Here is a 24847-nt window from a genome sequence, read left to right as displayed (position 1 = left end):
AATGAGGGTTAAGGCAGTTTTGCTGCGGCTGAGGGGGTGGCATTGCCCTGTGCGCGGGAGCCGGTTAGCAGCACCCCCATCACCTTGAGGTCGGACTCGAGCGAACCTACCATCTGGGCAAACAGTTCATCCATCAGTTGGGCTTTCGGGTGTGGTAACGGGTACTAAGTGACTCAGCCAGCAGTAAGGCGGCTTGTTTGTCCAGATACTGGTTGCCATTGCCGCACTTGGGAGACAGGATGCAACGCGGGCAGCCTTCCTGGCAAGGGCAGCGCTTTAGCAGCTCGCGGGCGGCGGCTATCCAGCGGGGGAATTGCCGTGCCGCCGCACGAGCATACCCCACCCCACCCGGATAACCATCGTAGATGAAGATGGTCGGGCCGCTACCTGAGGGCAGGGGCCGGGGATAGAAGGGGTAGGAAACCCCGCCGATGTCCTGCCGCTCGGCCAGCACAAAAAGCGGCAGCAAACCAATCAGGGTGTGCTCGAGGGCGTGAATGGCCGCGGGCACCAGGGCCTGGGTCAGAAAAATCTCGTCGGGCTGGCGGGCTTCTTCCAGGGTGGGTAGTACCTCCAGGCCTTCGCAGGGATGAAACCAGACGGCCTCGGTCTGGAAGGTCAGCTCGGGCATCAGGAGGGCCACCTCTTCCAGCACCGTCTCGGTTAGGAAGCGCTTTTTCACGTACCCGCTAACCCGCTCCCGCAGCATCACCGTTCCCACCCAGACCCCGTCTAGAACCTCCTCGCCCTCCAGCACCTCGATCTCGGTCTCGGCCCGGGGCTGGGTGTAGTAGTCCTCGAGGCCCGGCAAGAGCACAATCTCCCGCCGCTCGGGGTCGAGGTTGCGAACCAGGTAAGTTTCGCCCTGGTGCAGATAAACTGCGCCGGGATGGGCCTCCCAGTAGGCCTGGCGCTCGTCCAGGGTGCCCAGGAGCTTCCCGCTGTTGTCGCGCAGGCTAAAGCTCTTGCCAAACCCCCGCAAAACCAGGGCCTGGTGCGGGTTTCGCACCGGGGAGTAAAGCCGCCCGTATTTTTCGATGAGGGGGGGCTGGATGTTGTGCCAGGGTTTGTAAAAAGGGTCGGAGGCCTGCAGAGTGCCGGGCAGCGCAATGGGCAGCTCCCGTGCGGCGCAGTGGGCGTGTAGGGGGTAGAGCGTGGGGTTATCGGGGTCGGCAATGGCCGCCTCGGGAGCGCCTGCCAGGAGCAGTTCGGGGTGTTGTTCAAAATAGGCATCCATGGGGTCTTCGCGGGGAATCCAGAGCACCAGTGCGCGCCTGCTTCCCCGCCCGGCCCGCCCGGCCCGCTGCCAGAAGGAGCTCACCGAGCCCGGATAACCCAACAGAATGACCGCGTCCAGCCCCCCAATGTCCACCCCCAGCTCGAGCGCGCTGGTGCTCACCAGCACCCGCACCGTGCCCTCTTGCAGGGCTTGCTCCAGCTTGCGCCGCTCGGCGGCGGTATAACCCGCCCGGTAGGGCCGTACCCGCTCGTCGGCGGCATAGCGGGCGACCAGCTCGGCGGTGCGCCGGGCGTTGGTAAAAATCAGGGTGCGCAGCCCCTGTTCTGCGGCATGGCGGGCCAGCAAGGCCGCCTCGAGGTTGGGGCTGCGGCGGTTCTTGCCTTCCTTATCCAGGGCTTTAGGTACCCAGACCGCAAACTCGCGCTCGGCCCCCCGGGGGCTGGCGGTGATCTGCACAAACTCCAGGCCGGTCAGGCTCTGGGCGTGTTCGGCAGGGTTGGCGATGGTGGCGCTGGCTGCAATCACCTGGGGGCTGGCCCCGTAGTGCCAGGCCAGCCGCAACAGCCTTTGCAGAATCAGCGCGGTATGTGTGCCAAATACCCCCCGGTAGGCGTGCAGTTCGTCCAGCACGATGTACCGCAGTTTGGACAAAAACCCGGCCCACTCGCCGTGGCGGGGCAGCAGGCCAAAGTGCAGCATGTCGGGGTTGGTGAGGAGGGCCTGCCCAAGTTCCCTGGCCTTTTTGCGCTCCGAATCGCGTGTATCACCGTCGTAGGCGTAGATTTTGTCGGCGACCTCGAGCGCCCTGCCCATCTGCCTCAAGCGCAAAAGCTGGTCGTGGGCCAGGGCCTTGGTGGGGTAGAGCAACAGCGAAGTCTGGCCCTCGAGCAAAGCCTTTAGCACCGGAACCTGGAAGACCAGGCTCTTGCCCGAGGCCGTAGAGGTGCTCATCACCAGGTGCTGGCCCTGCTCGAGCTGGGCAAAGGCCTCGGCCTGAAAGCGATAGGGGTGCAGCCTTAAGGCCATCAGCACGCCCGAGAAAATACCGTCATAGGGCACCTTTTCCGGAGGTTTTGGGGGCAGTACCCGCACAAAGGTGAGCTGCCCGGCATAGCCTTCAAGGTCGCGCAGCCATTCGGCGTAGCTAGGGTAGGGGAGGAGTTCTTTGGGCAACGACATGCTTTAGGGTTAGGGGCGGTAGTCTCCGGGTTTTTGTTCCCGCACCTGAGACAAATTGTAAAGTGGAACCAGCACCAAAAGTGCACCAAAAAAGCCCAGTGCTTGTAAATCGAACCCTTCTACAATCAGCCCCCCCAGGATGGGCAGGCTCATGCCGGCGGCGTTGGACCACAGGTCGAGCACCCCGATGGCCTGGCCGCGCCGGGTGGGTGGCGTCACATCGGTCAGCATGGTGTTGGCGCTCAAAAAAGCCCCCGACCAGCCCAGCCCCACCAAAAAAGTGCCGGCGGTAATCACCCAGTAACCCTCGCCCAGCCCCACCAGCAAGGCCCCCAGCCCCGCTACTACCAGCCCCGCCATAATCACCGGCTTGCGGCCCAGGCGGTCGGCCAGGCGGCCAATGGGCCAGGAAAAAGCAAACATGCCCATTACGTGCAGCGCTACCGAAAAAGAGATTTGCGAAAGGCTGCAATCGAGGGCCTTGAGCGCCAGCGCCGTCATGGCCATCATCATGACCATCTGCCCCTGCACCGTGACCGCGGTGAGGATGGCGGCAACCCGGATGCGGGCCAGGTCTTTTTGCTCGAGGTTGTCCGTGTTTGAGGCGTTGCCCTGCAAGGCCCAGGCCGGGTAATAGCGGTTGAGCTCGAGGGCCATCTGCTTGGGGTCGGGCCGAATACTCCTAATCAGCAAAAAACTTGGCAGTATGAGCAACGGCACCATCAGCCAGGCCAGGGCAATCTCGCTCACCCCCAGGGCCAGCCCCAGCCGTTCGGCGGTCCAAACCAGCAACGGCGAGAGGCCCGCCCCCAACAAAGAACCCATTGCCACCAGGCTCAGCCCCTCGGCCCGTCGGCTGGGAGGGTACATATCGGCTGCCGCCACCCGCATCTGCTGTACGGCCCCCACCCCACTGCCAAACACCAGCACCCCCACACAAAACAGGGCAAACGATCCCAATAGGGTGGCGGTGCCGATGAGCAAGGCCCCCACCAGCGCCAGCCACAATCCCAGGTATAGCCCGGCCTTCCTTCCCCGCCGGTCGGTCATGCGGCCCACAAAATACGCCGTCATGACCCTGGACAGGGCCAGAAGACTGGTGGCCAGGCCCGCGAATGTGGCATTGCCCAGCAACAGCACCACCTGGATGGCCCCGAAGGTGGGTACGAGCTGCATACCTGCTCCGTTGACGGCCTGGGTGATGGCCAGCAGCCAGGTGTTTTTTCGCACCAGGGGGGGAATCGCCACTTGCTTGGTATCGGAGGGTACCTGGGGCCAGGCGGACACAAGGGCAGTATACGCTTGATTCAGTGCAGGCTTTTCTCACCGCCCACCCCCTCGAGGCCGGTTATTGATAAAAAAGAGCAACCTCAGGCTTGTTTCTTGCTGCTGGGGCGCTCGAAAACATGCCTCTGGGCCTAGCAACGCAGACCAGCCTGACCCCGCTTCGCGGCGAAGAAAGCGCATCACTTCGGTGAGGCACGTCTGCTTGTCGCTTCTCGTTTTCGTAACTCGAAGCCCAAGCCCCGGCGGGCTGCGCCCGGCCCACGCCCCAGGACGTAACCTACGTCTAGGCCAGGATAACCACGTTGTGGCTATGACTCACGCCACCCCCTAGCCGACGCACTCACGTTTTCGTACGGCGGCAAAAAAACGAAGACCGCGATAGTATCGCCGCAAGCACTTTGGAAGCGGTAAACACATTATGGGCGGGTGCCCTGCTAGACTTATCTGGATGGAAGCTGCACCCAAAAAACTTTCCCCTGCTTTGCAACTGGGCATCGTTGGCCTTATTGCAGTTGGCCTGCTTGTGCTGGCCTTGTTTTCCTCACCACCGCAAAGAAGCGGGGATTTGCCACAGGCCCAGTTGGTCCGCCTCGACGGGAGCAGCGTACAGCTCCAGAGTGGAAAGCCCACCGTGCTCACCGTCTGGGTCACCTGGTGCTCGTACTGCCAGCGGCAGCTCCCCGAGTTTGAAGCGATAGCCCGCCAGCGTCCAGACGTTCAGTTCGCCTTTGTGAACGACGGCGAGCCGGCCCAGCTGATACGCCAGTTCCACGACACCCGGGGTTTTGCCAGTGCAGCGGTGTATCAGGATGCCTTGCGCATGGTTTCCAGGTCGCTGAGGGTAAATGGCTACCCCGCCAACTATTTTTACGACTCCAAGGGCAAGTTGGTGGGGGCGGTACCAGGCTACATGAGCCCGGAGCAACTTCAGGCTGCGCTGGCGAAGCTCAACTAGCGTTGATTTGGCGCCGGCTCGAGCCTTGGCAACAATTCCTACAACCGTTAACGTTACGCCAATGGCCGCTGTCAAGGGTACGAAGCAAGCCTATTTTTCCTCCGAACTTTTCCAGTTTCTGATTGAGCTGCGTTACAACAACCAACGGGAATGGTTCAAGGCCAACAAGCCCCGCTACGAGGCCTGGGTTCGGCAGCCGTTTCTGCGCTTTATTGCAGATTTTGCTCCGCGCCTGGAGAAAATAAACCCGGACTATGTAGCGGGCCCCCAAAGTCTCTTTCGCATCCACCGCGATACCCGCTTTAGCGCCAACAAAGCCCCCTACAAGACCCATGCCGCGGCTCAGTTTCGCCACCGCCTGGGGCAAGATGTGCACATGCCGGGTTTTTACATCCACCTCGAGCCCGACAACTGCTTTCTGGGAGCCGGAATGTGGATGCCTGAGCCCGAAAACCTGCGGCGCATCCGTGCGGCCATTGCCCGCCAGGATCCCCGCTGGTTGATGCTCCGCAAGAAGCTAAAGCTCGATGGAGAGGGCAAACTAACCCGCCCGCCCAAAGGCTTTGACCCCCATCACCCACTTATCGAAGACCTGAAGCAGCGTAGTTTTACAGTCTCGTACAACCTGTCCGAGGAAATAGTTGTTTCGGAAGAGTTTAGCGATACAGTAGAAAAGACCTTTCGCAGGCTGCTGCCGCTCAATCGGTTTTTGAGTGAGGTCTTGTTGCTTCCCACGCAGACATGATTGTGCGCCTGCCCAGGACATGCCTCGAGCAAACCCTTTCCCACCTGCGGGCGGCCATGCCCCACGAAGGGGTGGGGCTATGGCTGGGCCGGGCAAGGCGGGTCTCTGAGGTCTGGCCCTTGCATAACGTTCACGCCCGACCCTGGGAACGCTACCAGGCAGAACCCCAGTCCCTCATCGAAGCAGTTCGGTATAGCGAACGGGCGGGCCTCGAGCTCGTGGCAATTTTTCACTCCCACCCCAATGGGCCCGCGCAGCCCAGTGAAACTGACCGCGCCCAGGCCTTCTGGCGTGTCCCTTACGTAATCTTCGATATGCGCACAGAACACCTGCGGGCTTTTTGGCTACCGCAAGGGGAAGAGGTGCTGGTCTGGCTCGAGGAAGACTGAACGCTTCAGGCGCAGGGTTGCTATAGTGCTGGTATGTGGACCAAAGAGGAGCTGGACCGTTACGCCCGCCACATTGTGCTGCCAGGGGTGGGTGGCGCAGGCCAGGCCAGGCTCAAGCAAAGCTCCGTGCTGGTGGTGGGCGCAGGGGGCCTGGGCTCGCCGGTGCTCATGTACCTGGCCGCAGCGGGGGTGGGCCGCCTGGGCCTGGTAGAAATGGATAGGGTAGACCTCTCCAACCTGCAGCGGCAGGTACTGTTCGATACCGCATCCATCGGACAGCGCAAGGCCGAGATAGCTAAAAGTCGGCTGGAAAGCCTTAACCCCCACCTCCGGGTAGAAGCCTATGCCCAGCGCATTACCGCTGAAAACGCCTTAGGGCTGCTGGAGCCCTACGATCTCATCATCGACTGCACCGACAACTTTCCTACCCGCTACCTGATCAACGACGCCTGTGTTTTGCTGGATAAACCGCTGGTTTACGGGGCCATTCACCAGTTTGAGGGCCAGCTCTCGGTTTTTCATTACCAGGGAGGACCCTGTTACCGCTGTTTGTTTCCCCAGCCGCCCAGGCCTGGAACGGTTCCCAACTGTGCGGAAGCCGGGGTGTTTGGGGTGCTTCCCGGTGTGATTGGCAGCCTGATGGCCACCGAGGCGCTCAAGGTGCTGCTGGGGCTGGGGGAGGTGCTGTCCGGCCAGCTTCTGCTGTACGACGGCTTGCAGGCGCGCTTCCACCGCCTTGGTTTTCCCCGCCGCCCGGACTGCGGGGTGTGTGGCGAACACCCTAGTGTAACTACACTGCAAGATTATGAGCTTTGGTGCGGTATTTCGGTGTAAAAAGCGCGATACAATACACAGGCTATAGCCGACTGCGGTCGGGCGAGCTTAAGGAGAGTCTATGAGTGCAACCGTAACCATTGCTCGAGGTCTGGAAGACGTCATTTTCACCGAAAGCAGCCTGTGCTTTATCGATGGCGATCAGGGTCGCCTGTACTATGCTGGCTACAAAATCCAGGATCTGGCCGAGTACTCCACTTTCGAGGAGGTAACCTACCTACTTCTGCACGGCCACCTACCCAACAAAGCGGAGCTCAAGGCCTTCAGTGCCAGGCTGGCCTCGCTGCGGGCTTTGCCGCCTTCCGTCATCAAGCAAATCAAACAGTTCCCCCGCGACGCACACCCCATGTCCATGCTCCGTACGGCGGTGAGCGAGCTGGGCATGACCGACCCCACCGAAGGCGACGTATCGCCCGAGGCGCTTTACGAGAAATCGCTCTCGCTCATAGCCAAGTTTGCCACCATCGTAGCGGCCACCAAGCGCCACCGCGAGGGGCAAAAAATTCTTGCCCCCCGCAAAGGCTTGTCCCACGCGGCCAACTTCCTCTACATGTCCAACGGCAAGCTGCCCAGCAAGGAAGAGACCAAGCTGATGGACGTAGCCCTGATTTTGCAGGCCGAACACGGCTTTAATGCCTCTACCTTTACCGCCATTGCGACCTACTCTACCCAGGCCGACATTTATAGCTCCATTGTGGCGGCGGTGGGCGCCCTTAAAGGGCCTCGGCACGGCGGGGCCAACGAGGCAGTGATGAAGATGATTGCCGAGATTGGCGAACCGGAGAACGTCTCAGCCTGGCTGGCTGAGCTCCAGGCTAAGAAAGGCCGCGTGATGGGCATGGGCCACCGGGTGTACAAGTCCTATGACCCCAGGGCCGGGGTGCTCGATAAGTATGCGGGTGAGGTTGCGCACAAGCACGGGCACAGCAAAGAGTACGGCATTTTGAAGGAGCTCGAGCGCCAGGCTGGTGCAATCTACAACCCCAAGGGCATCTACCCGAACGTCGACTTCTACTCCGGGGTGGTGTACTCCGACCTGGGCTATCCCCTCGAGTTCTTCACGCCCATTTTTGCGGTGGCCCGTATCTCGGGCTGGTGTGCACACATCCTCGAGTACACCAAAGTGGATAACCGCCTGCTGCGCCCAGACTCCCACTACACCGGCAAGCTGGATCTGCCCTATAAGCCCCTGTCCAAGCGCTAGCCAACGCCAGGGTTGGCAAGATCGTTTAGACCGCCCCGACCGAAGGGAACAAAGATGCGTTGTGGTAAATAGCCGGGATTCCCACGGATTCCAGGGCCTGAATGGGGGCACCCGTGGGAATCTGGCATTTGCTGGAGCTTCCTCAGCAGCACCTGGCCCGCGACACCTCCCTGGGTTTAAGTTGCGCCAGGGCAGATTGGCAAAACCAGCGGAATGAGTCAATGCATACCTGGCGCAATTCCTAAAGCGAACTTCCGGTACGGCATCTCGCATTTCGCTTATGGAGACACTTAGTCTACAAACCGGGCCGGTTTCTGGATGGCCTGAAAAAGCTGCTGGCGAAACTCGAGGGGGTCTACCTCTATGGCCCCGAATCTGGCCAGGTGGGGGTTTTGCACCTGCACATCAAAAATTTCAAAACCCCGTACCCGCAGGTGTTCCACCAGCTGCACCAGGGCCACCTTGGAGGCATCGGGAACGCTATAGAACATGCTGTCGCCAATAAAGGCTGCCCCCAGCGCTACACCCAGAATGCCACCTGCCAGCCTGCCCTGGTGCCAGGCCTCAAAGCTGTGGGCAAACCCGTACTGGTGAAGGCTCAGGTATAGCTGGGCTACCTCTGGGGTGAGCCAGGTTTCACTTGAATACGACCCGCCTCGAGTCGCACAGCCTTGCAGAACCCCAGCAAAATTGCGGTTGATATGCACTTCAAAACGCCTGCTGTTCAGCACCCGGCGCAGGCTGCGCGGAATGTGAAAGCGCTCGTCGAGGGGCATTAGGGCGCGGTAGGGCGTGCCATAGGCCCGCTGATCGAACCAGCCAATGCCGTGCTCCATTCCCAGGGGAAAGTACCCCTGGGCGTACATACGCAGCACGGCTTGCAAGTTTTTCCTATCCACAAACGATAATCTCGAGGGCCGGCACCCGGTCTGATACCGAAGAATGCCCGCAGAAGGCCGCCGACCATCTTAATCTATCAGCTTGGAAAGCCTTTCTGCTGAGATGTCCTCACGTACCTCGTCTTTTTTCATCGCCCAGGCCGGCAGCGGAAAGGTGAGGGGTAGGGGTACGGGAATTTCAGGCTGGTGCAGAATCATCGTTCCTTGCGGCAGGATCATGGCCCGCTGACGGAAGGAAGGAGGAAGGTAGCGGTACTCGGGCCGTTCAGCTTCGGCTGCATCGAGCCGGCCCACCACCCGAATGGCGGCGTTTCCCACCACCCGGCTTTCTACCTCAGAGGCGGTCTGCTGGGCTCCAATCAGAATCACGCCCAGGCTACGCCCGCGCTCGGCGATGTCAAGCAAGATGTCCTTGATGGGGCTTTCGCCATCGCGGGGGGCATATTTGTTGAGCTCGTCCAGCACCACAAATACCCGACCCTGGTAATCGCCGCGCTCCTTGCGCCCGAAAACCTCGCGCAAAATGGAGCCCACCACAAACATCTGCCCCTGCGCCGAGAGCTGGTGAATGTCCACCACGCTCACCTGCGCCTGGCTTCCCAGGGGGTTGGGGCGTTTACCGGCTTTGTCACCACGAATCAGGTGTTCTACGTTGCCAATGGCTGCGCGCAAACGACGCACAAAGGCCTCGAGGGTTCCCCTGGCCTGGCGGGCTGTCCAGCGCGGGTCGCCCTTTTGCTTTTCCTCGTCTTCAGCCGACTCGGGCCCCAGCAGCTTGTACTCGATGTAGCGTACTAGCTGAGCGAAGCTGGTAATCTTGAGTTTGCCCAGCTCGCTAAAGGTGACGCTGGCATCCGCAGCCGACTGCTCATCGAACCAGTCGTCTACAACCAGATGGGGGCCTTTCTGGCCGTCTTTGTCGTTTTCGTCGCCTACCAGACGGCGCAGGCGCTCGGTAACCTGGTCAATCAGGAACCCCAGGTTGCTCATGGCCCCCCGGTCGGTAAATAGAAATGGAAGCAGGCCATCACGACAAAACTGCACCAGGTCCCAGTAGTAAGCCGGGGCATCAGGGCGGGCCACATCGGCCAGGATGTCGCCGGGCGTTTTGCGAGGGGGGGCCAAAAAAGCCACGCTCTGGAAGGCTTTGGCCGGAAGGCCCAGCCTGCGATAGGTTTCCCTGGCCTCGTCGTTTAGGCCGCTGTTGTCCTTGTCGAGATAGAACAGGTCTTCGCCCTTCACGTTGAAAATCAGGGCCTTGGAGTTGGCTTTTTGCTGGTTGGCGGGCGACTGGAAAATGCTGTGCAGCAAGAAGGTAGCGTAGCTGGTCTTGGCTGCTACCCCCGAGACCCCCGAAATGTTAACGTGCCCGCCTTTGAAGCCATTTAGGAATTCGAAGTTGATGTAGGCCACCTCGCCATTCTTGAGTAGCCCTACCGGCAGTTTTTGCTCTTGCATCCGGTCGTAATAAAGGGCCAAGCCCAGGGCCTCTTCCTGGGCCAGATAGACCGGTGAGCCGGGGTCGGGTGGCAGGTACTCCTCCGGCAGCAGGCGGGTAACCTGCACGTGTGCTGCGTAGGAGAGGCTTACCGGCAACAGGTCGCGCCGGGCCAGAAACACGTCGGTGTCGAATTGCGAGCCCTCGTAGAGCTTGATGACGTGGTCTACCATGCCGTAATAGCGCACATTGCCACTAGCATCGCCCTTGCGCGGGTCGGGGTGGCGAAATTCGACGTAGACCAGGTCGTCGAGGCGCAGGTACTGGCCCTCTTCTACGGCAACCCAAAAATCCAACGCACCTGCCTCACGGCTACCCAGTACCATTCCCACTTGTTTCACAACTTCCTCCCAAATTAGTTAAATAGCGCTTGCATGATTCTACGCCGCGCCACTTCCCCCTGGCCCAGATGACGACCCAGCCACTGCTCGAGCCCTCCAATGGGAATCAGGTTCTGGGGGGCACGGGGGTCTTTCGCGGGGGAAGAGGCCATATCACAAAAGATGTTTACCGAAAGGTCGGCCAGACGGATGGCCTCGTAAGCCTCCGGGCTGATGGTCTCGACGCGCAAGAGCGAAGCGCCGGTGTAGAAGGTGGCCGTTGGCTTTAGGGGCAGCCGCACGTACCAGGAGAAAACATCCAGCGGACGGTTGATGGCTTTGCCAGGAATCTTAAAAATGGGCGTGCGCTGGTAGGGTTTGAGTTCGTACAACAGGGCTTGTTGCTCTGCGCCCAGATAGATGGCGGCCTGGGTCTTGGTGTAGCCCAGAACTCGCTCTGGTGCGGTGTACGACGTTTCACCTTGGTATATCTGCCCGTCCACAATCACTAGCCCCCCCTCTAGCTCATTCACCAGGCTGGCCTCCAGGCGCCGCATCTCCTCGGTTACCCTGGAGCGCATGCTGGCGGGGTCGGATTTTTTAGTCTCCACCGGCTGGTAGTGGCCCAGGCCTTGGGGCAGAGGCTCCTCGAGGTCGCCGCTGTGCAGCAAAATATGGCGTTTTAGGGGCTCCCCCACCGGGCGGATACCTGCGCCATCGCGCAGCACGGCCCCTGCTATCACGGTAGCCAGCAGGGCTCGGCGGCCCCGCGAGTTGGCAATCTGAGCATCTATGCGCTGGCGGCCATCCACCAGGTACACAATGGGCCAGTCGTTGGGTGCTTGCCTTTTTGGGGTACGGGCCGTCCAGTCACCTTCGTAGTGCGCTTTGATATCCTCGAGGCCCTCACCTTCTTCTAGCCTGTCCGGCAGGGCATACTCAGGATTCCAGGCTTCCAGCTTCCAGCTCATGGACACAATCTACACTATTTTGTTTTAGACGTAAATATCAACTACAAAAAGTTTTCATCAGAAAAGCCTGCCGCGCTTAGCAAAAAAACCCCCAGCCCTTCCTTGTGGGGTCAGGGCTGGAGCTAAAAACTATTCGTAAGCGCCGCTTTATTTCAGGCGATTGAGCACATCCTGGGCTTCTTTGAAATCGGGCCGCAGCTTGAGGGCCTGTTCGCACTGCGCCTTAGCCCCAGCCTTGTCACCCAACAGCTCGTTGGCACGGCATAACCAGAAGCGGTAAACCGGGTTGTCCTGCTCCAGGGCCACCGCCTTGGTAAAGTTGAAACGGGCCTTCTGGTAATCCTTAAGTTCGATCAAAACCTGTCCCAAACCGATATAGGCATCCGGATAACGAACCGGTGAAAGGGCTACGGTTTGCTGGTAAGAAACCCCGGCCTGCTGCCAGTCTTTCTTTTCGTAGTAGGCATCACCGCGGCGCAGCCAGGCCTCAGCGTTACCGGGGCTCAGAATAACGGCCTGGTCTAGGTGCTCAATGGCCAGATCGACGTTGCCCCGCAGCAGCAGCAAGCTGCCGTACTTGACCCGCAGATTAGAGTTTTTGGGGGCCGCCTTGACCGCTTCATCGTAGTTCTTGAGGGCTTCATCCCATTTGCCCTGGCGGATATAAATATCGGCCAGCAGAGCCCGCACAACCGGCTCATCTTTGATGGTCAGTGAGCGGTTGATGGATTCAATGGCCTGGTCTAGCCTGTTTTGATATGCGAGAACTGCCCCGCGGGTGGCATAAATGGGGGCATACCTGGGGTTGACTCGCTCGGCTTCGCGCAGAATGTTCAGGGCCTGATCCAGCAAACCCTTAGAGGCTTCTCGGTTTTCTGACAGCAGGTACTGGCGCACATACACCTGGGCCAGGGCCACATAAGACTGGGTAAAGCTGCTGTTGAGGGTAATCGAACGGCGCAGGTTCTCAATGGCTGCGGTAAAGCGGTTTAGCTCGGACTGTACCCTTGCCAGCAGGTAAAGATTTTCAGCGCTGGGAGCATCTTTTACCGCCCGCTCGCAGGCCGGAAGCGCTGCCTCGGGACGCCCAGCCTCGTACAGCACGACGCATAAGCTGGCCTGGGACTGCGGCTTTGAGGCAGGCTGGGCAGGGTTTTGTTGCGCCAGCACGCCCCCCATCGACAGCACCAGCATAAAGAACCAAAAACGCATCATCTTCCTCCTAAATGTTTCAACTTGTTGGCCGTTGCTCACCTGGCAGTAAGGTGTTGCCAAAACAGGTCTTGTTTGCCTGGATTTCATAGAAGGCCCCCGGTCTTCATAGGATGTAGCGGGAAAGGTCGGGGGAGGCAAGTATATCTTTGAGCCGCGCTTCCACATACTCCTTGGTTACTTCAACCCGCCCCAGGCTGGTTTGAAAGGAAACTTCTTCCAAAAGCCGTTCCAACACCGTAGCGAGTCGCCTGGCGCCAATATCCTCCAACTCTTGGTTAGCTTGGTGAGCAAATCGGGCTACGGCCTGGATGGCCTCGGGGGTAAAGTGCAGCTCGGTCTCGTCGGCAGCAAGCAAGGCCTGGTACTGTTTGATGAGCGAGTTTTCTGGCTCGCGCAAGATGCGCTCGAACTCCTGGGGCCCGAGGGGCTCGAGCTCGACCCGAATGGGGAACCTGCCCTGCAACTCCGGGATAAGGTCTGAAGGCTTGGAAACATGAAAGGCCCCCGCAGCAATAAATAGCACATGATCGGTCGAGACCGGCCCTAAGCGGGTCGAGACCACCGTGCCCTCCACGATGGGCAGCAAGTCGCGTTGCACCCCCTCGCCCGAGACGTCCGGGCCGCCGACACCACCTTTGCTCCGGGCGATCTTGTCCATCTCGTCAATAAACACAATGCCCTCTTCCTGGGCACGACGCAGGGCTTCCTGGGTGGCCTCCTCCTTGTCCACCAGGCGTTCAGCCTCCTGGTTTTTCAGGATTTCCAGGGCCTCTTTGACCCGCACTTTGCGCCGTACTTTACGCTGCGGCATCAGCCCTTTGAGCATGTCCTGCAGGCCTTGCATCTGCTCGCCGCCAAACATACCCATCATGGGCAGGCGGGCCTCCTCGGCCACCTCGATTTCCACCATCTGGTCGTTGTAACGGCCCGTGCGCAATTCAAAAGGCTGGATGCGCAAGAGCGAGGCCACCTCGTCCTCGGCCAGGCTCTGGGCCCGCCCCTCCACTTTGGCCTTCATCTCCTGCATGACCAGTTGGTAGGAAGCCTCGGCCAGGTCGCGCACAATGGAGTCCACATCCCGACCCACATAGCCCACCTCGGTAAACTTGGTGGCCTCGACCTTCAAAAAGGGTGCCCCTGCCAGGCGGGCCAGGCGCCGGGCGATCTCGGTTTTGCCGACTCCGGTGGGGCCAATCATCAGGATGTTTTTGGGCGTGACCTCTCGAGCCAGCTCGGGCGGTAGCTTCTTCCGGCGTATACGGTTGCGCAAGGCAACCGCCACAGCCCGCTTGGCGGCGGCCTGACCCACGATGTGTTTGTCCAGCTCGCGCACAATTTCGGCTGGGGTCAGGGTCATCCTTCACCCCCTACGCTCAAGACCTGGGTGGCCTGGCCACTGGTGTAAAGGTCTATCTCTCCGGCAATCCGGATGGCCTGTTCGGCTATCTGGGGGGCAGGGAGGCTCGAGTGCCGTAGCAAGGCTTTTGCAGCAGCAAGGGCATAGGGGCCGCCAGAGCCGACGGCCATTACCGGCTCATCCGGGCTCAACACCTCGCCGTTGCCAGACAAAAGCAGCAGGCTGTCGCGGTCGGCGAGCACCAGCATGGCCTCGAGGTTCCGCAGTATCCGGTCGCTACGCCATAGTTTGGCGGTTTCTATGGCGGCTCGCTGCAAGTTTCCTTTTGCCCCCGACAGCGCACCCTCAAACTTTTCCAGAAGCACCAGGGCATCGGCCACAGCGCCGGCAAAACCAACCAGGATGCCCTCGCCCTGCTCCAGGCGGCGAACCTTAACCGCCCCGGTCTTCATGATGGTCTGACCCAGGGTGACCTGTCCGTCGCCTGCGATTGCCGTGACACCGTCTCGACGAACTGCCACAATGGTGGTGCCGTGCATTCGCTCCATTCCTAAGGAATCTAGCGCCGCACGGTGAAGCTGGTATGAGAAGCCAGAAAGCCCCGACCTGCTCAAGCCCTATAGGCCTTTGAAACCCTCGGGAATGTCCAGGCCCCGAATGCGGTTGAGGGGCCACCAGACTGCATTGGCCCGGCCCGCGATTGCCTCCGTGGGCACCGGGCCGAAGGTGCGCGAATCCTCCGAGCCTCCAAAGGTGCGGTTATCACCCATCACGAAGTAGTAGCCAGGCTTGAGCCTAAGCGAGCCAGTAAAGCAGTGCTCGCCAGCCAGGCTTTTTGCCAGGTCTTGGGGGCTGGGGGGTGCGAGCATCTCGAGGGTGGGTTTGAGGTATTCGGGGAGCTGTTCTGGGGCAAAACGCACCTGCTGCTGGGTAAAGAGGGCTGTTAACCTTTCATTCTCGTAGCAGACCACCGGATAGCTATCGGGGTAGGGGCTCAGCGAGGCCGTGATGTGGACTTCGTTGAGGGGTTTGCCGTTGAGGTAAACCACCCCTTCCCGCAGGCTTATTTCGTCGCCCGGCAGGCCAACAATGCGCTTGATGAAAAAAGCCCGAAACTGAAAACCCAGCACCGGGAACTGGGCTACCGCGTTGGGCGTTCCCTCGGGCGGCTTGACAATGGCGATCTCGCCCCGCCGCCACTGCATAAGGCCAAAGCGCACCAACCAGGTCTCATATTTGGGTACAAACACCCGCTCACCGTTGAGCAAGGTGGGGTTCATCGAGCTGCCTACCACGCCTACTGTGGTAAACAGGAACGTAGTAACCAGGAAGGCCAGCAAAAGCGCTTCGCCCACTTGACGAAACCATTCTTTGAAGAGATAGTCCAAAAACCTGTGCATCGCAAAAAGTCCCTTTCGTGGTAGCCAAGGCCCGGCCCATAGCATAACGCACGGCCGACCTGCCCCGGCAGTTCACTTCAAAAAACCTTCTGGCATCGAGTGCTGGCTATGTTGCATAGCGGAGCTGTGCCGACAGCCCGGCATAAACACCGGCCAAACCTCGATTTACCCTGGTTGGCCGGCACCAGGATAGTCCTAAAATCTGAGCTGTGCCTGTGAGGCTGCTTTGCGGCCAGCCTCAACAATCTCCTCGAGCCGGCCAAACTGCTCGATACCTACCCCAGGCAGCTCTGGGCGAATATAAAGCTCGGGCGGGTAGAGCGAACGGCGGGCTGCGGTCAGGTGGTTTTGCATGATGTCTATGGCCCGGCGCACCTGTCCGATGGAGGAGCGTGGAACCCCAGGTAAGTGCATCTCCGGGGTCACATCCACCGCCAGCACGTATTTGGCCCGCATAAAGCGGGCAGCATCTACCGGCAGGTTGTCGAGCACCCCGCCATCCACATAGGTTCGACCCTCGAAGTGCACCGGAGCCACCAGGCCGGGGTAGGCCACCGAGGCCAGCACCGCCCCGGTCAGGTCGCCCTCGGAGAAGTAAGCCACCTTACCAGCCTCGAGGTCCACTGCAGTAACAACCAGCCGAATGGGCAGTTGCTCGAACCGCGCCGGCAGGTATTTGGCCAGGAAGTCCCGCAGGCCACGCTGGGAAATGAGCCCTGGGCGAGGTACCAGATCCAGCAGGCGCAGCCAGGGTGTAGAGCGGGCAATTTCCAGGATTTCATGGGGCTTTTTGCCGGAGGCATAAAGAGCCCCTACCACTGCTCCCATGCTGGTCCCGGCTACCACCTCGGCCTGGAATCCCTGGGCCTCGAGTACCTCCAGTACCCCAATATGGGCCAACCCTCTGGCTCCGCCTCCTGACAACACTAAACCACGCACGTTGCAACCTCCCCAGCCTGGGCCAGGGTAATTCTAACCTGAGCCACCCACCCCTGCCCTGACCTGGCACTACCCAAACAAGGCAGCCCGGTACGGCCCGGCACCTGCATCCTGAAATTACCTCTGATGGCTGGTCAAAATCGGTATAGTGATGGTTGTGGGGTTAGCCGGAATCACCCTGGAAGGCCGCTACAAGGTCATCCGACCGATTGCCCGTGGGGCATTGGCTACGGTATACCTGGCTTTCGACATACACGGCACCCCCTATGCCTTAAAGGTCTTTCCCAAGGGCTTTGAAGGGCGGGCCGACCGCGAGTGGAGGGTGGGTCAGAGGCTCAAGCATCCGCACATCAACCCTGTTCTGGCACGGCTAAGCGTACCCCATGAGGGGGGTGAACACCCGGCGGTGCTGCTGGCTTTTGCGCCTGGCAGCCGCCTCTCGGAGTGGCGAAAAGATAATCCCGCCAAGGTGTTGGGGGTGTTTCGACACCTGCTCGAGGCCCTCGCCCACATGCACGGCCTGAACCTGGTGCACCGCGATGTTAAGCCCGATAACCTTGTTGTAGACGGCACTGGAGAGGCCCGCCTGGTGGACTTCGACCTCTCCGGCCCACTGGGTGAGCGCTTTAGCCAGAAAGTTCGCCTGGGAACCATAGCTTATATCGCCCCAGAACAGATCCGGGGGCAGTCGCCTACCCCGGCATCGGACATGTACTCGGCGGGAATCCTTTTGTACTGGGCAATTGCGGGCGAGTTGCCGTTTGTAGGGGAGCCTGCCGAAGTGATGAATGCCCACCTAAACCTGTCCCCCCCACCGCTGATAGCTGCCCCGGATTCGGGCTTGTTGGTTACCACAGAGCTACGGGGCTTTATAAGCCGACTCATTTCCAAAGATGCCAGTAAGCGCTACCAGAATGCCCTCGAGGCCCTGCGGGACTTTGAAGCCCTGAACTTCTCAGCGCTGGACTGATACGCATGGTCAGCATTCAATTTGCGCTGCCTCTAACGCTGCCCAAAGCTGCAGAATTATGGGGTGCAGGGTGCTGAGGTCCAAAGCGCGGATGCGCTTTTGCTGCACCTCGAGCACCCCCTCGAGGCTCAAGGCCTGCACCGCAGGCTCCAGGGCCTGCCACAGCTTTAGCCCACAGCGCAGCTCGATCTGCCCCACATCCACCCCCTGGGCCAGCCGCAGGCCCAGCATCAGGGACTCTCTGGCGTGCTCGAGCGCACTTACCTGCTCAACCCAGGGCCCTTCGCCCTGAAGCCAGCGCGGTAGCGGAGGATTGGTGTAGCGCCAGGTGAGAAAGCCGCCATTGCCAGCCCCAGTGAGCTGGCCGGTAGCCCCAGGCCCCAGCCCTCCCCAGGTGGCGTTGTGCCAGTAGGCCAGGTTGTGCTGGCTCTCCTGGCCGGGGCGGGCAAAGTTGGATACCTCGTAGCGTACCAGACCGGCCTGCCCCAGCACGGCTTGTGCCAGCTCAAAAGCCTGGGCCTCGGCATCCGGGTCGGGCACAAGGCCTGCCAGGGCAAATGGCGTACCGGGCTCGATTTGCAGGGTGTAGGCCGAAACGTGCCCCACGCCCAAAGCCACAGCCTGCTCGAGGTCGGCCAGGGCATCCTGTCCGGGCAGGCCCAGAATAAGGTCAATGGAGGTACGAAACCCGGCCTCGAGGCTCATCTCTACCGCCCGCAAAGCCCCTTTTTGTCCGTGAGCCCGGCCCAGGGCCTTGAGCACATCATCCTGAAAACTTTGCACCCCCAGCGAAAGGCGGTTGACCCCCAGCTCGCGCAGCAGCTGGAGGCGCTCGGGGTTGAGCGTACCGGGGTTGGCCTCGAGGGTCACCTCGGCCCCCTCGAGGTTCCATGGTAAAGCGCTAAAAAGCAGTTCGAGCTCGCGGTTTCGTAAAAAGCTCGGTGTGCCCCCACCCAGGTACAGCGTGTTGAGCTTGCCAGGGTGCTGCGCGAAGAGGGCCTGGGCCTCCTGGGCCAGCCGCTTTAGATAGGCCCCCACCATCCCCCCATACCGCCGAACCACATGAAAGTCGCAGTAAGGGCAGATGGTAGGGCAGAAAGGAACGTGAACGTAGAGGTGTTTCAAAAGCGGGTCTCCCTTGTTTGGGCCAGCTCGAGGCCGCGCACGGCTTAGTTTAGCGCCCTGGGGTAGAAGTCCAAGCCGGGACGTCCGACCGCTGGTGGCGTGGCTTTAGCGTAATTGGTCACAGGGGTAGGTAAGGTGTGCGTGTTACACTGGGCCCATTATGGTTGAGCCTGCAATCGCACTCTTTGGGGGCGCCTACGAGAAGGCTGCGCATGTCCTCGAGGAGTTACTGCGAGAGAGTGGGGCCCGTTACGTGCTGCTGCTCGATCGTAAGGGCTTTGTGCTGGCCCACAAAGAAGCCTTGTGGGCACCCCGGCCTCCAGCCCTGGACTCGCTGGCAACCCTTATTGCCGGCAACGCAGCAGCCACCCAGGCCTTAGCAAAAATGCTGGGGGAGCCTCGCTTCAACGAGTTATTGCACCAGGGTGCCACCTACGGCCTCTACGCAGAAGAAGTGGGCGATCTGGCCCTGCTGGCGGTCATCTTTGATAACTCGGCCCCGGTGGGGCGGGTTAAGCTGTTTGGCAAGCGGGCGGTGCAATTGCTCGAGGTCATCACCAAAGATGCTCTGGTGCAGCCCAGAACCCTTGGGATTGACCACGAGTACCGCGATGGGGCCAGTGCCCTCTTGGACGAGCTATTTGGTAACTAACTATGAGCACGATTAACTTTGCTGCCAGGGAAATCAATTTCAAAATTGTCTACTATGGCCCCGGCATGTCTGGAAAGACCACCAACCTCAAGTGGGTTTTCCAGCAGGTGCCGCAAAACCGCAAAGGCGAGATGGTCTCGCTGGCTACCGAGGACGAGCGCACCCTGTTTTTCGACTTTTTGCCTGTGGATCTGGGTGAAGTTAAGGGCTTCAAGACCCGCTTTCACCTGTACACGGTGCCGGGCCAGGTCTTTTATAACGCCAGCCGCAAGTTAATTCTGCGCGGCGTAGACGGCATTGTGTTTGTGGCCGACTCGGCCCCCAACCGCTTGCGTGCCAACGCCGAGTCCATGCGCAACTTGCGTGAAAACCTGGCCGAGTACGGCATAAAACTAGAAGACATCCCCATCGTGCTTCAGGCCAACAAACGCGACGCCCCGGATGCCCTACCGCTCGAGATGATTCAGGCCGTTATTGACCCCGAGATGCGCCTGCCCATCTTCGAGGCGGTAGCCACCACCGGTATGGGGGTTTTCGAAACCCTCAAGGCTGTGAGCCGCCAGGTGCTTTCAAGGGTTGCGGCTGCCAGCTAGTGGCGTAAGTTAAAGACGGATACGCAGTTTACTGTGCTCCACAAGCAAATAGCTGAGGGTTGTAGGGGGCCTTCTCGACCACCCTGGCACCTGCGTCGCGCATTCCAGCTCACTTTTGTGGGGATTGGCCTGGCAGGTTGATTTTTGACTACGCAGCCCTACGGCAATTTGCAGCCATTGGCCCTGGCATTGGTATGCTATTGGGGCATGAAAACCACTCCACTACATCAAGCCCACCTGGCACAAGGAGCCCGGATGGTGCCTTTTGCGGGTTACGAGATGCCCATCCAGTACACCTCCATCACCTCGGAGCACCTGGCGGTGCGGGGGCTGGTGGGTATGTTTGATGTGAGCCATATGGGCGAGTTCTGGATACGGGGGCCAGGTGCACTGGATTTTTTGCAGTACGCAACCCTGAACGATGTCTCCAAGCTTAAGGAAGGACGGGCCCAGTACTCCATGCTGCCCAACGCGCGGGGGGGCGTGGTGGACGACATTTATGTTTATCGAACCGGCGAGCAAGAGTATTTGATGGTGGTGAACGCAGCCAACATCGAGAAAGACTGGGGTCACCTCCAGCGGCTGGCGGAGGGCTTTGCAGTAGAGCTAAAGAACGCTTCCGATCTATTTGCCCTGATCGCTGTGCAGGGCCCCAACGCGGTGGCCGTGATGCAAAAACTCACCGATACCGACCTGGCCTCGCGTAAAAAGAACGATACCTTCATGGGCAAGCTGGCGGGCAAATGGGTGCGCTTTGCCCGGACAGGCTACACCGGAGAGGATGGCTACGAGGTGTTTATTGCCCCTGAGGATGCCCAGGCAGTCTGGGAGGCTTTGCTGGCTGCTGGGGTAACCCCCTGTGGCCTGGGGGCACGCGATACCTTGCGGCTCGAGGCCGGATTTCCGCTCTACGGCCACGAGTTAACCGATGAGACTAACCCCCGGTGTACCCCCTTTAGCTGGGTGGTCAAAGACCAGAAGGAGTTCTTTGGTAAAAGCGCTATGCTCCAGGGCGTATGTGAGCGCCGGTTGGTGGGCTTGCTGGTCGAAGGGGGCATTCCCCGCGAGGGCTACCGGGTGCTCCGAGACGGGCGGGAGGTGGGATTCCTGACTTCGGGCACGCACTCGCCGGTGCTCAAAAAGGGCATCGGGATGGGCTATGTCGAGGCAGATTTAAGTGACCCTGGCACGCCGCTCGAGGTCGAAATTCGCGGCAAGATGGCGGCTGCAACAGTGACCGAGACCCCTTTCGTGAAGCTATAACCCAGGGTGCATGAGGTAAATTGCTCCCTGTGCGACCAGAGCTTTTTGGCGATACACTCACAACCGAGGTGTGATGATGAACTATCCTTCCGAGCTCAAGTACACCAAGACGCATGAATGGGTTCGCCTCGAGGGCGACGTGGCCGTGGTTGGCATCACCGACTTTGCCCAGGATGCCCTTGGGGATGTGGTTTTTGTGGATCTGCCACAGGTGGGCAAGAAGGTAGAAGCCGCTGCAGCGGTGGCGGTGGTGGAATCGGTCAAGACGGCTTCCGACATCTATGCGCCACTGAGCGGCGAAATCATTGAAGTTAATAGCGCCCTGACGGACAAGCCCGAGCTTATTAATCAGTCGCCCTACGGCGAGGGCTGGTTGTTCAAAATGAAAGTTAACCCAGAAAGCGCCAATGGGCTTTTGTCGGCGGCGGAGTATCAGGCTGTGGCAGAAAGCCAGTAACGCTCGAGCGGGCGCACTGCCAGGCTGGGGATGGGGTAATACGGCCCCATCCCGATTTCGTCGGTATCAGAAACTGTACAAGTGTCACTTTTTGAGCCAGGCCTGTTTGGGCTATGATAATCGAGGTACATGCAGCAGGCTGCTGATGGGAGAGATGGGCCAGCCCCACGCCGAAGGAGCAACCACCCCGGAAACTCTCAGGCAAAAGGACCACAGCAGTGCAATCTGGAGAGAGGCGAACACCGCCCGCCGACGGGATAACACTCTCAGGCAAAAGGACAGATGGGGTCAAGATTCTTCAAAGACTGCAATGGGTGTGCTTGCTACCACTGCAACAGCGAAGAGAGGAGACCCCATGACCCAAGAACGCAAACCCCAATCCACCGACTTCTCGCGCCGCCACATTGGCCCCACCCCTGCCGACATCGAGCAGATGCTTCAGGCGGTGGGGGTTTCATCGCTGGATGAACTGATTGAGCAAACCGTACCCGCCTCCATTCGCGAGGCCGCGCCCCTGAACATCGGCCCGGGCCTGAGCGAAAGCGAGATGCTGGAACGCATGCGGGCCATTGCCAGCAAGAACCAGGTCTTTACTTCGCTGATTGGACAGGGCTACTACGGCACAATTCTGCCCCCCGTAATCCAGCGGAACCTGTTGGAAAACCCCGCCTGGTACACCGCCTACACCCCTTACCAGCCTGAAATTAGCCAGGGCCGCCTGGAAGCTTTGCTCAACTTCCAGACCATGATCGCCGACCTCACCGGGCTGGACATTGCCAATGCCTCGCTGCTGGACGAAGCTACCGCGGCTGCCGAAGCCATGGCGGTAGCACAAAGAGGCTGTAAGCAACCCCGAACCGCGTTTTTTGCCGATAAAAACCTTCACCCCCAGACCCTGGCGGTGTTACAGACCCGGGCCGAGCCCCTGGGCTGGCAGCTGGTGGTGGGCGACCCCGAGACCGACCTGAACCCTGAGGGGCTGTTTGGTGCCATTTTTCAGTACCCGGGTACCCTGGGGCATATTCGCGACCTGCGGCCCTACATCGAAAAAGTAAAGGCCGCGGGTGGGTTGGCGGTGGTGGCTGCCGACCTTCTGGCCCTTACCTTGCTGACCCCTCCGGGCGAGCTGGGGGCCGATATTGCGGTGGGTTCGGCCCAGCGCTTTGGGGTACCGATGGGCTACGGCGGGCCCCACGCGGGCTATATGGCGGTCAGGGACGCGCTCAAGCGGGCCATACCGGGGCGGCTGGTGGGGGTTTCGATAGATTCGAGGGGCAACCGGGCCTACCGCCTGACCCTCCAGACCCGTGAGCAGCACATCCGCCGGGAAAAAGCCACCTCCAATATCTGCACCGCGCAGGTGTTGCTGGCGGTTATCGCTTCGATGTACGCGGTTTACCACGGGCCTGATGGGCTGCGTGAGATTGCCCAGAGCGTACACGACAAAACCTCAGTGCTGGCAGTGGGACTAAAACGTCTGGGATTTGAGCCTGTCAACCCACACTTTTTTGATACCCTCACCATTCGGGTGGAAGGCCAGCTCGAGGAGATTCTGGCCAAAGCCCGCACCCGCCGCATCAACCTGCGCAAAGTGGACGAAGCCCATATAGGCATCGCCCTCGACGAGACCACCACCCCCGCCGTCATCGAGGCGGTCTGGCAGGCTTTTGGGGGTGATTTCAAATACGAAGAATTTGCTCCGGAAAACCATCTGCCTGCGGCCTTGCGGCGCACCAGCCCCTACCTGACCCACCCGGTTTTTAATCGCTACCACTCCGAGACCGAGCTGATGCGCTACATGCGTAAGCTGGCCGACCGCGATCTGGCCCTGGACCGGGCCATGATCCCCCTGGGCTCCTGCACCATGAAGCTCAACGCCGCCGCCGAGATGATGCCCATTAGCTGGCCCGAGTTTGCCAACCTGCACCCCTTTGCACCCGCCGAGCAGGCCCAGGGCTACCACGAGCTTTTTGAAACCCTGAGCCGCTGGCTTTGCGAGATTACCGGCTTTGACGCCATCTCGTTACAGCCCAACTCTGGAGCCCAGGGCGAGTATGCCGGGCTTTTGGCTATTCGGGCCTACCACCGCTCACGGGGGGAGGGGCACCGCAAGGTCTGCCTAATACCTTCTTCGGCCCACGGCACCAACCCGGCCTCGGCGCAGATGGCCGGCATGGAGGTGGTGGTGGTAGCCTGCGATGAGCAGGGCTATGTGGATTTGAGCGACCTCGAGGCCAAAGCGAAGCAGCACGCCGATAAACTGGCGGCGGTGATGGTCACCTACCCCTCTACCCACGGGGTGTTCGAGGAAAAAATTCGTGAGCTGTGCGACATCGTGCACCGCTACGGGGGCCAGGTCTACCTGGATGGCGCCAACCTCAACGCCCAGGTGGGGCTGGCCAAACCCGGCCACTATGGGGCCGATGTTTCGCACCTCAACCTGCACAAGACCTTTGCCATTCCCCACGGCGGTGGTGGCCCAGGCATGGGGCCTATCGGGGTCAAGGCCCACCTGGCCCCTTTCCTGCCGGGACATCCCATGCTCGATGGGGGAACAGCGCCGGTGGGGCCGGTGGCAGCAGCCCCCTATGGCTCGGCCTCGATTCTCCCCATTTCCTTCGCCTACATCTGGATGATGGGCAGTGAGGGGCTCAAGCGGGCCACCGAGGTGGCCATTCTGAACGCCAACTACATTGCCAGCCGGCTCGAGCCCTACTTCCCGGTGCTTTATAAAAACGAAAAAGGCCGGGTGGCCCACGAGTGCATCCTCGACCCCAGGGCCTTCAAAACCCGCTGCGATATTACCGCGGAGGACATTGCCAAACGCCTGATTGATTTTGGCTTCCACGCCCCCACCATGAGCTTCCCGGTGCCCGGCACCCTGATGGTCGAGCCGACCGAGTCGGAGTCGAAGCACGAGCTCGACCGCTTTATTGCCGCCATGATTGCCATCCGTCAGGAAATTGCGCAAATCGAGCGCGGCGAACTTATCGCAGACGAAAGCCCCTTGCGCCATGCTCCTCATACGGTGCTGGATATTGCCGATGAGCACTGGAACCGCAAGTACACAAGAGCCCAGGGCTGCTTCCCCGCGGGCCAGCAGGCTATGGACAAGTACTGGAGCCCGGTAAACCGGGTGGACAACGTCTATGGTGACCGCAACATCGTCTGCTCGTGCCCACCGATGGAAGCGTACGGCCAGGCTACCGATTCGCCGGGACTGCAGAAAGAGACACATAGCGCCTGATCGGCGTCCAGGGCGCTTGCCGTGGCGGCCTGGCTGAGCGGTGCCAGTTGGCCCCTGTTGGGACAGACTGCTGGCGCGGCTGTTCACCGGGCGGACGATCCCCTTCGG

General features: G+C 60.3%; 23 protein-coding genes and 1 riboswitch. Of the genes, 11 read left to right on the top strand and 12 right to left on the bottom strand.

Translation table 11 applies throughout. From position 1 onward, the window contains the following. Nucleotides 1-8: 8 nt before the first annotated feature. Genes ABWU19_RS03750 through ABWU19_RS03740 form a run of 3 tightly spaced genes read right to left on the bottom strand, consistent with a single transcriptional unit; the run spans nt 9 to nt 3706 of the window. On the bottom strand, nt 9-134 hold the full coding sequence (locus tag ABWU19_RS03750; protein ID WP_435900433.1) for a hypothetical protein: 126 nt from the start codon (nt 132-134) through the stop codon (nt 9-11). Continuing rightward, a complete protein-coding gene (locus ABWU19_RS03745; RefSeq protein ID WP_435900432.1) occupies nt 134-2419 on the bottom strand; it encodes a DEAD/DEAH box helicase in 2286 nt (761 codons plus the stop codon). The genes ABWU19_RS03750 and ABWU19_RS03745 overlap by 1 nt, the downstream gene beginning before the upstream one ends. Nucleotides 2420-2428: 9 nt before the next feature. Beyond that, complete coding sequence (locus tag ABWU19_RS03740) at nt 2429-3706, bottom strand: MFS transporter (RefSeq protein WP_435900431.1); 1278 nt, start codon at nt 3704-3706, stop codon at nt 2429-2431. Between the two features lie 448 nt (nt 3707-4154). Here ABWU19_RS03740 and ABWU19_RS03735 point away from each other — a divergent pair, with 448 nt between their 5' ends. The 5 genes from ABWU19_RS03735 to ABWU19_RS03715 all read left to right on the top strand — a co-directional run bounded on the left by ABWU19_RS03735 (nt 4155) and on the right by ABWU19_RS03715 (nt 7833). Next, a complete protein-coding gene (locus ABWU19_RS03735; RefSeq protein WP_435900430.1) occupies nt 4155-4661 on the top strand; it encodes a TlpA family protein disulfide reductase in 507 nt (168 codons plus the stop codon). Nucleotides 4662-4722: 61 nt separating this feature from the next. Further along, the gene (locus tag ABWU19_RS03730; protein ID WP_435900429.1) at nt 4723-5406 is read left to right on the top strand and encodes a DUF2461 domain-containing protein; all 684 of its coding nucleotides are present in this window, start codon (nt 4723-4725) and stop codon (nt 5404-5406) included. Beyond that, nucleotides 5403-5795 carry a M67 family metallopeptidase gene (locus tag ABWU19_RS03725; protein WP_435900428.1) on the top strand — a complete coding sequence of 131 codons (393 nt, stop codon included), beginning with the start codon at nt 5403-5405 and terminating at the stop codon, nt 5793-5795. The genes ABWU19_RS03730 and ABWU19_RS03725 overlap by 4 nt, the downstream gene beginning before the upstream one ends. Before the next feature lie 33 nt (nt 5796-5828). Beyond that, complete coding sequence (locus tag ABWU19_RS03720) at nt 5829-6629, top strand: HesA/MoeB/ThiF family protein (protein WP_435900427.1); 801 nt, start codon at nt 5829-5831, stop codon at nt 6627-6629. 61 nt (nt 6630-6690) lie between these two features. Continuing rightward, nucleotides 6691-7833: a citrate/2-methylcitrate synthase gene (locus ABWU19_RS03715; RefSeq protein ID WP_435900426.1), complete on the top strand. Its 1143-nt coding sequence runs from the start codon at nt 6691-6693 to the stop codon at nt 7831-7833. A 290-nt stretch (nt 7834-8123) separates the two neighbouring features. On the opposite strand, the gene aat is transcribed toward ABWU19_RS03715, so the two are convergent. The 8 genes from aat to ABWU19_RS03675 form a co-directional block, all read right to left on the bottom strand. Further along, a complete protein-coding gene (gene aat, locus ABWU19_RS03710; protein ID WP_435900425.1) occupies nt 8124-8732 on the bottom strand; it encodes a leucyl/phenylalanyl-tRNA--protein transferase in 609 nt (202 codons plus the stop codon). A 69-nt stretch (nt 8733-8801) separates the two neighbouring features. Further along, nucleotides 8802-10571, bottom strand: a complete 1770-nt coding sequence (locus ABWU19_RS03705) for an ATP-binding protein (RefSeq protein WP_435900424.1) — start codon at nt 10569-10571, stop codon at nt 8802-8804. Between the two features lie 14 nt (nt 10572-10585). Then, nucleotides 10586-11521, bottom strand: a complete 936-nt coding sequence (locus ABWU19_RS03700) for a DNA double-strand break repair nuclease NurA (RefSeq protein WP_435900423.1) — start codon at nt 11519-11521, stop codon at nt 10586-10588. Between the two features lie 147 nt (nt 11522-11668). After that, nucleotides 11669-12733, bottom strand: a complete 1065-nt coding sequence (locus tag ABWU19_RS03695) for a tetratricopeptide repeat protein (protein WP_435900422.1) — start codon at nt 12731-12733, stop codon at nt 11669-11671. Between the two features lie 106 nt (nt 12734-12839). Beyond that, nucleotides 12840-14093, bottom strand: coding sequence for an ATP-dependent protease ATPase subunit HslU (locus ABWU19_RS03690; protein ID WP_435900421.1), 1254 nt, complete (start codon nt 14091-14093; stop codon nt 12840-12842). Beyond that, nucleotides 14090-14641: an ATP-dependent protease subunit HslV gene (hslV, locus tag ABWU19_RS03685; RefSeq protein ID WP_435900420.1), complete on the bottom strand. Its 552-nt coding sequence runs from the start codon at nt 14639-14641 to the stop codon at nt 14090-14092. The genes ABWU19_RS03690 and hslV overlap by 4 nt, the downstream gene beginning before the upstream one ends. Nucleotides 14642-14710: 69 nt before the next feature. Then, complete coding sequence (lepB, locus tag ABWU19_RS03680) at nt 14711-15493, bottom strand: signal peptidase I (RefSeq protein WP_435900419.1); 783 nt, start codon at nt 15491-15493, stop codon at nt 14711-14713. Between the two features lie 195 nt (nt 15494-15688). Continuing rightward, nucleotides 15689-16432 (bottom strand): patatin-like phospholipase family protein, encoded by a 744-nt coding sequence (locus tag ABWU19_RS03675; protein WP_435900418.1) that lies wholly within the window; start codon nt 16430-16432, stop codon nt 15689-15691. Between the two features lie 151 nt (nt 16433-16583). Here ABWU19_RS03675 and ABWU19_RS03670 point away from each other — a divergent pair, with 151 nt between their 5' ends. Next, on the top strand, nt 16584-17402 hold the full coding sequence (locus ABWU19_RS03670; protein ID WP_435900417.1) for a serine/threonine-protein kinase: 819 nt from the start codon (nt 16584-16586) through the stop codon (nt 17400-17402). Between the two features lie 9 nt (nt 17403-17411). On the opposite strand, the gene hemW is transcribed toward ABWU19_RS03670, so the two are convergent. Further along, nucleotides 17412-18527 (bottom strand): radical SAM family heme chaperone HemW, encoded by a 1116-nt coding sequence (gene hemW, locus ABWU19_RS03665; RefSeq protein WP_435900416.1) that lies wholly within the window; start codon nt 18525-18527, stop codon nt 17412-17414. A gap of 160 nt (nt 18528-18687) precedes the next feature. Here hemW and ABWU19_RS03660 point away from each other — a divergent pair, with 160 nt between their 5' ends. From ABWU19_RS03660 to gcvP, 5 genes are all read left to right on the top strand, one after another. After that, a complete protein-coding gene (locus ABWU19_RS03660) occupies nt 18688-19179 on the top strand; it encodes a roadblock/LC7 domain-containing protein (protein ID WP_435900415.1) in 492 nt (163 codons plus the stop codon). Nucleotides 19180-19181: 2 nt separating this feature from the next. Further along, on the top strand, nt 19182-19772 hold the full coding sequence (locus ABWU19_RS03655) for a GTP-binding protein (protein WP_027877545.1): 591 nt from the start codon (nt 19182-19184) through the stop codon (nt 19770-19772). A 207-nt stretch (nt 19773-19979) separates the two neighbouring features. Next, nucleotides 19980-21035 carry a glycine cleavage system aminomethyltransferase GcvT gene (gcvT, locus tag ABWU19_RS03650; RefSeq protein WP_435900414.1) on the top strand — a complete coding sequence of 352 codons (1056 nt, stop codon included), beginning with the start codon at nt 19980-19982 and terminating at the stop codon, nt 21033-21035. Nucleotides 21036-21111: 76 nt separating this feature from the next. Beyond that, nucleotides 21112-21492 carry a glycine cleavage system protein GcvH gene (gene gcvH / locus ABWU19_RS03645; RefSeq protein WP_435900413.1) on the top strand — a complete coding sequence of 127 codons (381 nt, stop codon included), beginning with the start codon at nt 21112-21114 and terminating at the stop codon, nt 21490-21492. A 136-nt stretch (nt 21493-21628) separates the two neighbouring features. Then, nucleotides 21629-21714, top strand: a riboswitch (glycine riboswitch). 133 nt (nt 21715-21847) lie between these two features. Then, nucleotides 21848-24739: an aminomethyl-transferring glycine dehydrogenase gene (gene gcvP / locus ABWU19_RS03640; RefSeq protein WP_435900412.1), complete on the top strand. Its 2892-nt coding sequence runs from the start codon at nt 21848-21850 to the stop codon at nt 24737-24739. Nucleotides 24740-24847: the final 108 nt, after the last annotated feature.

Origin of the sequence: Meiothermus cerbereus (assembly GCF_051297115.1) — a bacterium.
Taxonomy (GTDB): Bacteria; Deinococcota; Deinococci; order Deinococcales; family Thermaceae; genus Meiothermus; species Meiothermus cerbereus_A.
Note: the sequence above shows the minus strand (reverse complement) of the source record. Positions and strands in the feature narration are given on the sequence as shown.

What these genes read in the sequence shown, in the direction of transcription:
- ABWU19_RS03750 (WP_435900433.1), bottom strand. Translation starts at nt 134, where the DNA reads ATGGATGAACTGTTTGCCCAGATGGTAGGTTCGCTCGAGTCCGACCTC.
- ABWU19_RS03745 (WP_435900432.1), bottom strand. Translation starts at nt 2,419, where the DNA reads ATGTCGTTGCCCAAAGAACTCCTCCCCTACCCTAGCTACGCCGAATGG.
- ABWU19_RS03735 (WP_435900430.1), top strand. Translation starts at nt 4,155, where the DNA reads ATGGAAGCTGCACCCAAAAAACTTTCCCCTGCTTTGCAACTGGGCATC.
- ABWU19_RS03730 (WP_435900429.1), top strand. Translation starts at nt 4,723, where the DNA reads ATGGCCGCTGTCAAGGGTACGAAGCAAGCCTATTTTTCCTCCGAACTT.
- ABWU19_RS03725 (WP_435900428.1), top strand. Translation starts at nt 5,403, where the DNA reads ATGATTGTGCGCCTGCCCAGGACATGCCTCGAGCAAACCCTTTCCCAC.
- ABWU19_RS03720 (WP_435900427.1), top strand. Translation starts at nt 5,829, where the DNA reads ATGTGGACCAAAGAGGAGCTGGACCGTTACGCCCGCCACATTGTGCTG.
- ABWU19_RS03715 (WP_435900426.1), top strand. Translation starts at nt 6,691, where the DNA reads ATGAGTGCAACCGTAACCATTGCTCGAGGTCTGGAAGACGTCATTTTC.
- ABWU19_RS03700 (WP_435900423.1), bottom strand. Translation starts at nt 11,521, where the DNA reads ATGAGCTGGAAGCTGGAAGCCTGGAATCCTGAGTATGCCCTGCCGGAC.
- ABWU19_RS03695 (WP_435900422.1), bottom strand. Translation starts at nt 12,733, where the DNA reads ATGCGTTTTTGGTTCTTTATGCTGGTGCTGTCGATGGGGGGCGTGCTG.
- ABWU19_RS03690 (WP_435900421.1), bottom strand. Translation starts at nt 14,093, where the DNA reads ATGACCCTGACCCCAGCCGAAATTGTGCGCGAGCTGGACAAACACATC.
- hslV (WP_435900420.1), bottom strand. Translation starts at nt 14,641, where the DNA reads ATGGAGCGAATGCACGGCACCACCATTGTGGCAGTTCGTCGAGACGGT.
- lepB (WP_435900419.1), bottom strand. Translation starts at nt 15,493, where the DNA reads ATGCACAGGTTTTTGGACTATCTCTTCAAAGAATGGTTTCGTCAAGTG.
- ABWU19_RS03670 (WP_435900417.1), top strand. Translation starts at nt 16,584, where the DNA reads ATGGTTGTGGGGTTAGCCGGAATCACCCTGGAAGGCCGCTACAAGGTC.
- ABWU19_RS03660 (WP_435900415.1), top strand. Translation starts at nt 18,688, where the DNA reads ATGGTTGAGCCTGCAATCGCACTCTTTGGGGGCGCCTACGAGAAGGCT.
- ABWU19_RS03655 (WP_027877545.1), top strand. Translation starts at nt 19,182, where the DNA reads ATGAGCACGATTAACTTTGCTGCCAGGGAAATCAATTTCAAAATTGTC.
- gcvT (WP_435900414.1), top strand. Translation starts at nt 19,980, where the DNA reads ATGAAAACCACTCCACTACATCAAGCCCACCTGGCACAAGGAGCCCGG.
- gcvH (WP_435900413.1), top strand. Translation starts at nt 21,112, where the DNA reads ATGAACTATCCTTCCGAGCTCAAGTACACCAAGACGCATGAATGGGTT.
- gcvP (WP_435900412.1), top strand. Translation starts at nt 21,848, where the DNA reads ATGACCCAAGAACGCAAACCCCAATCCACCGACTTCTCGCGCCGCCAC.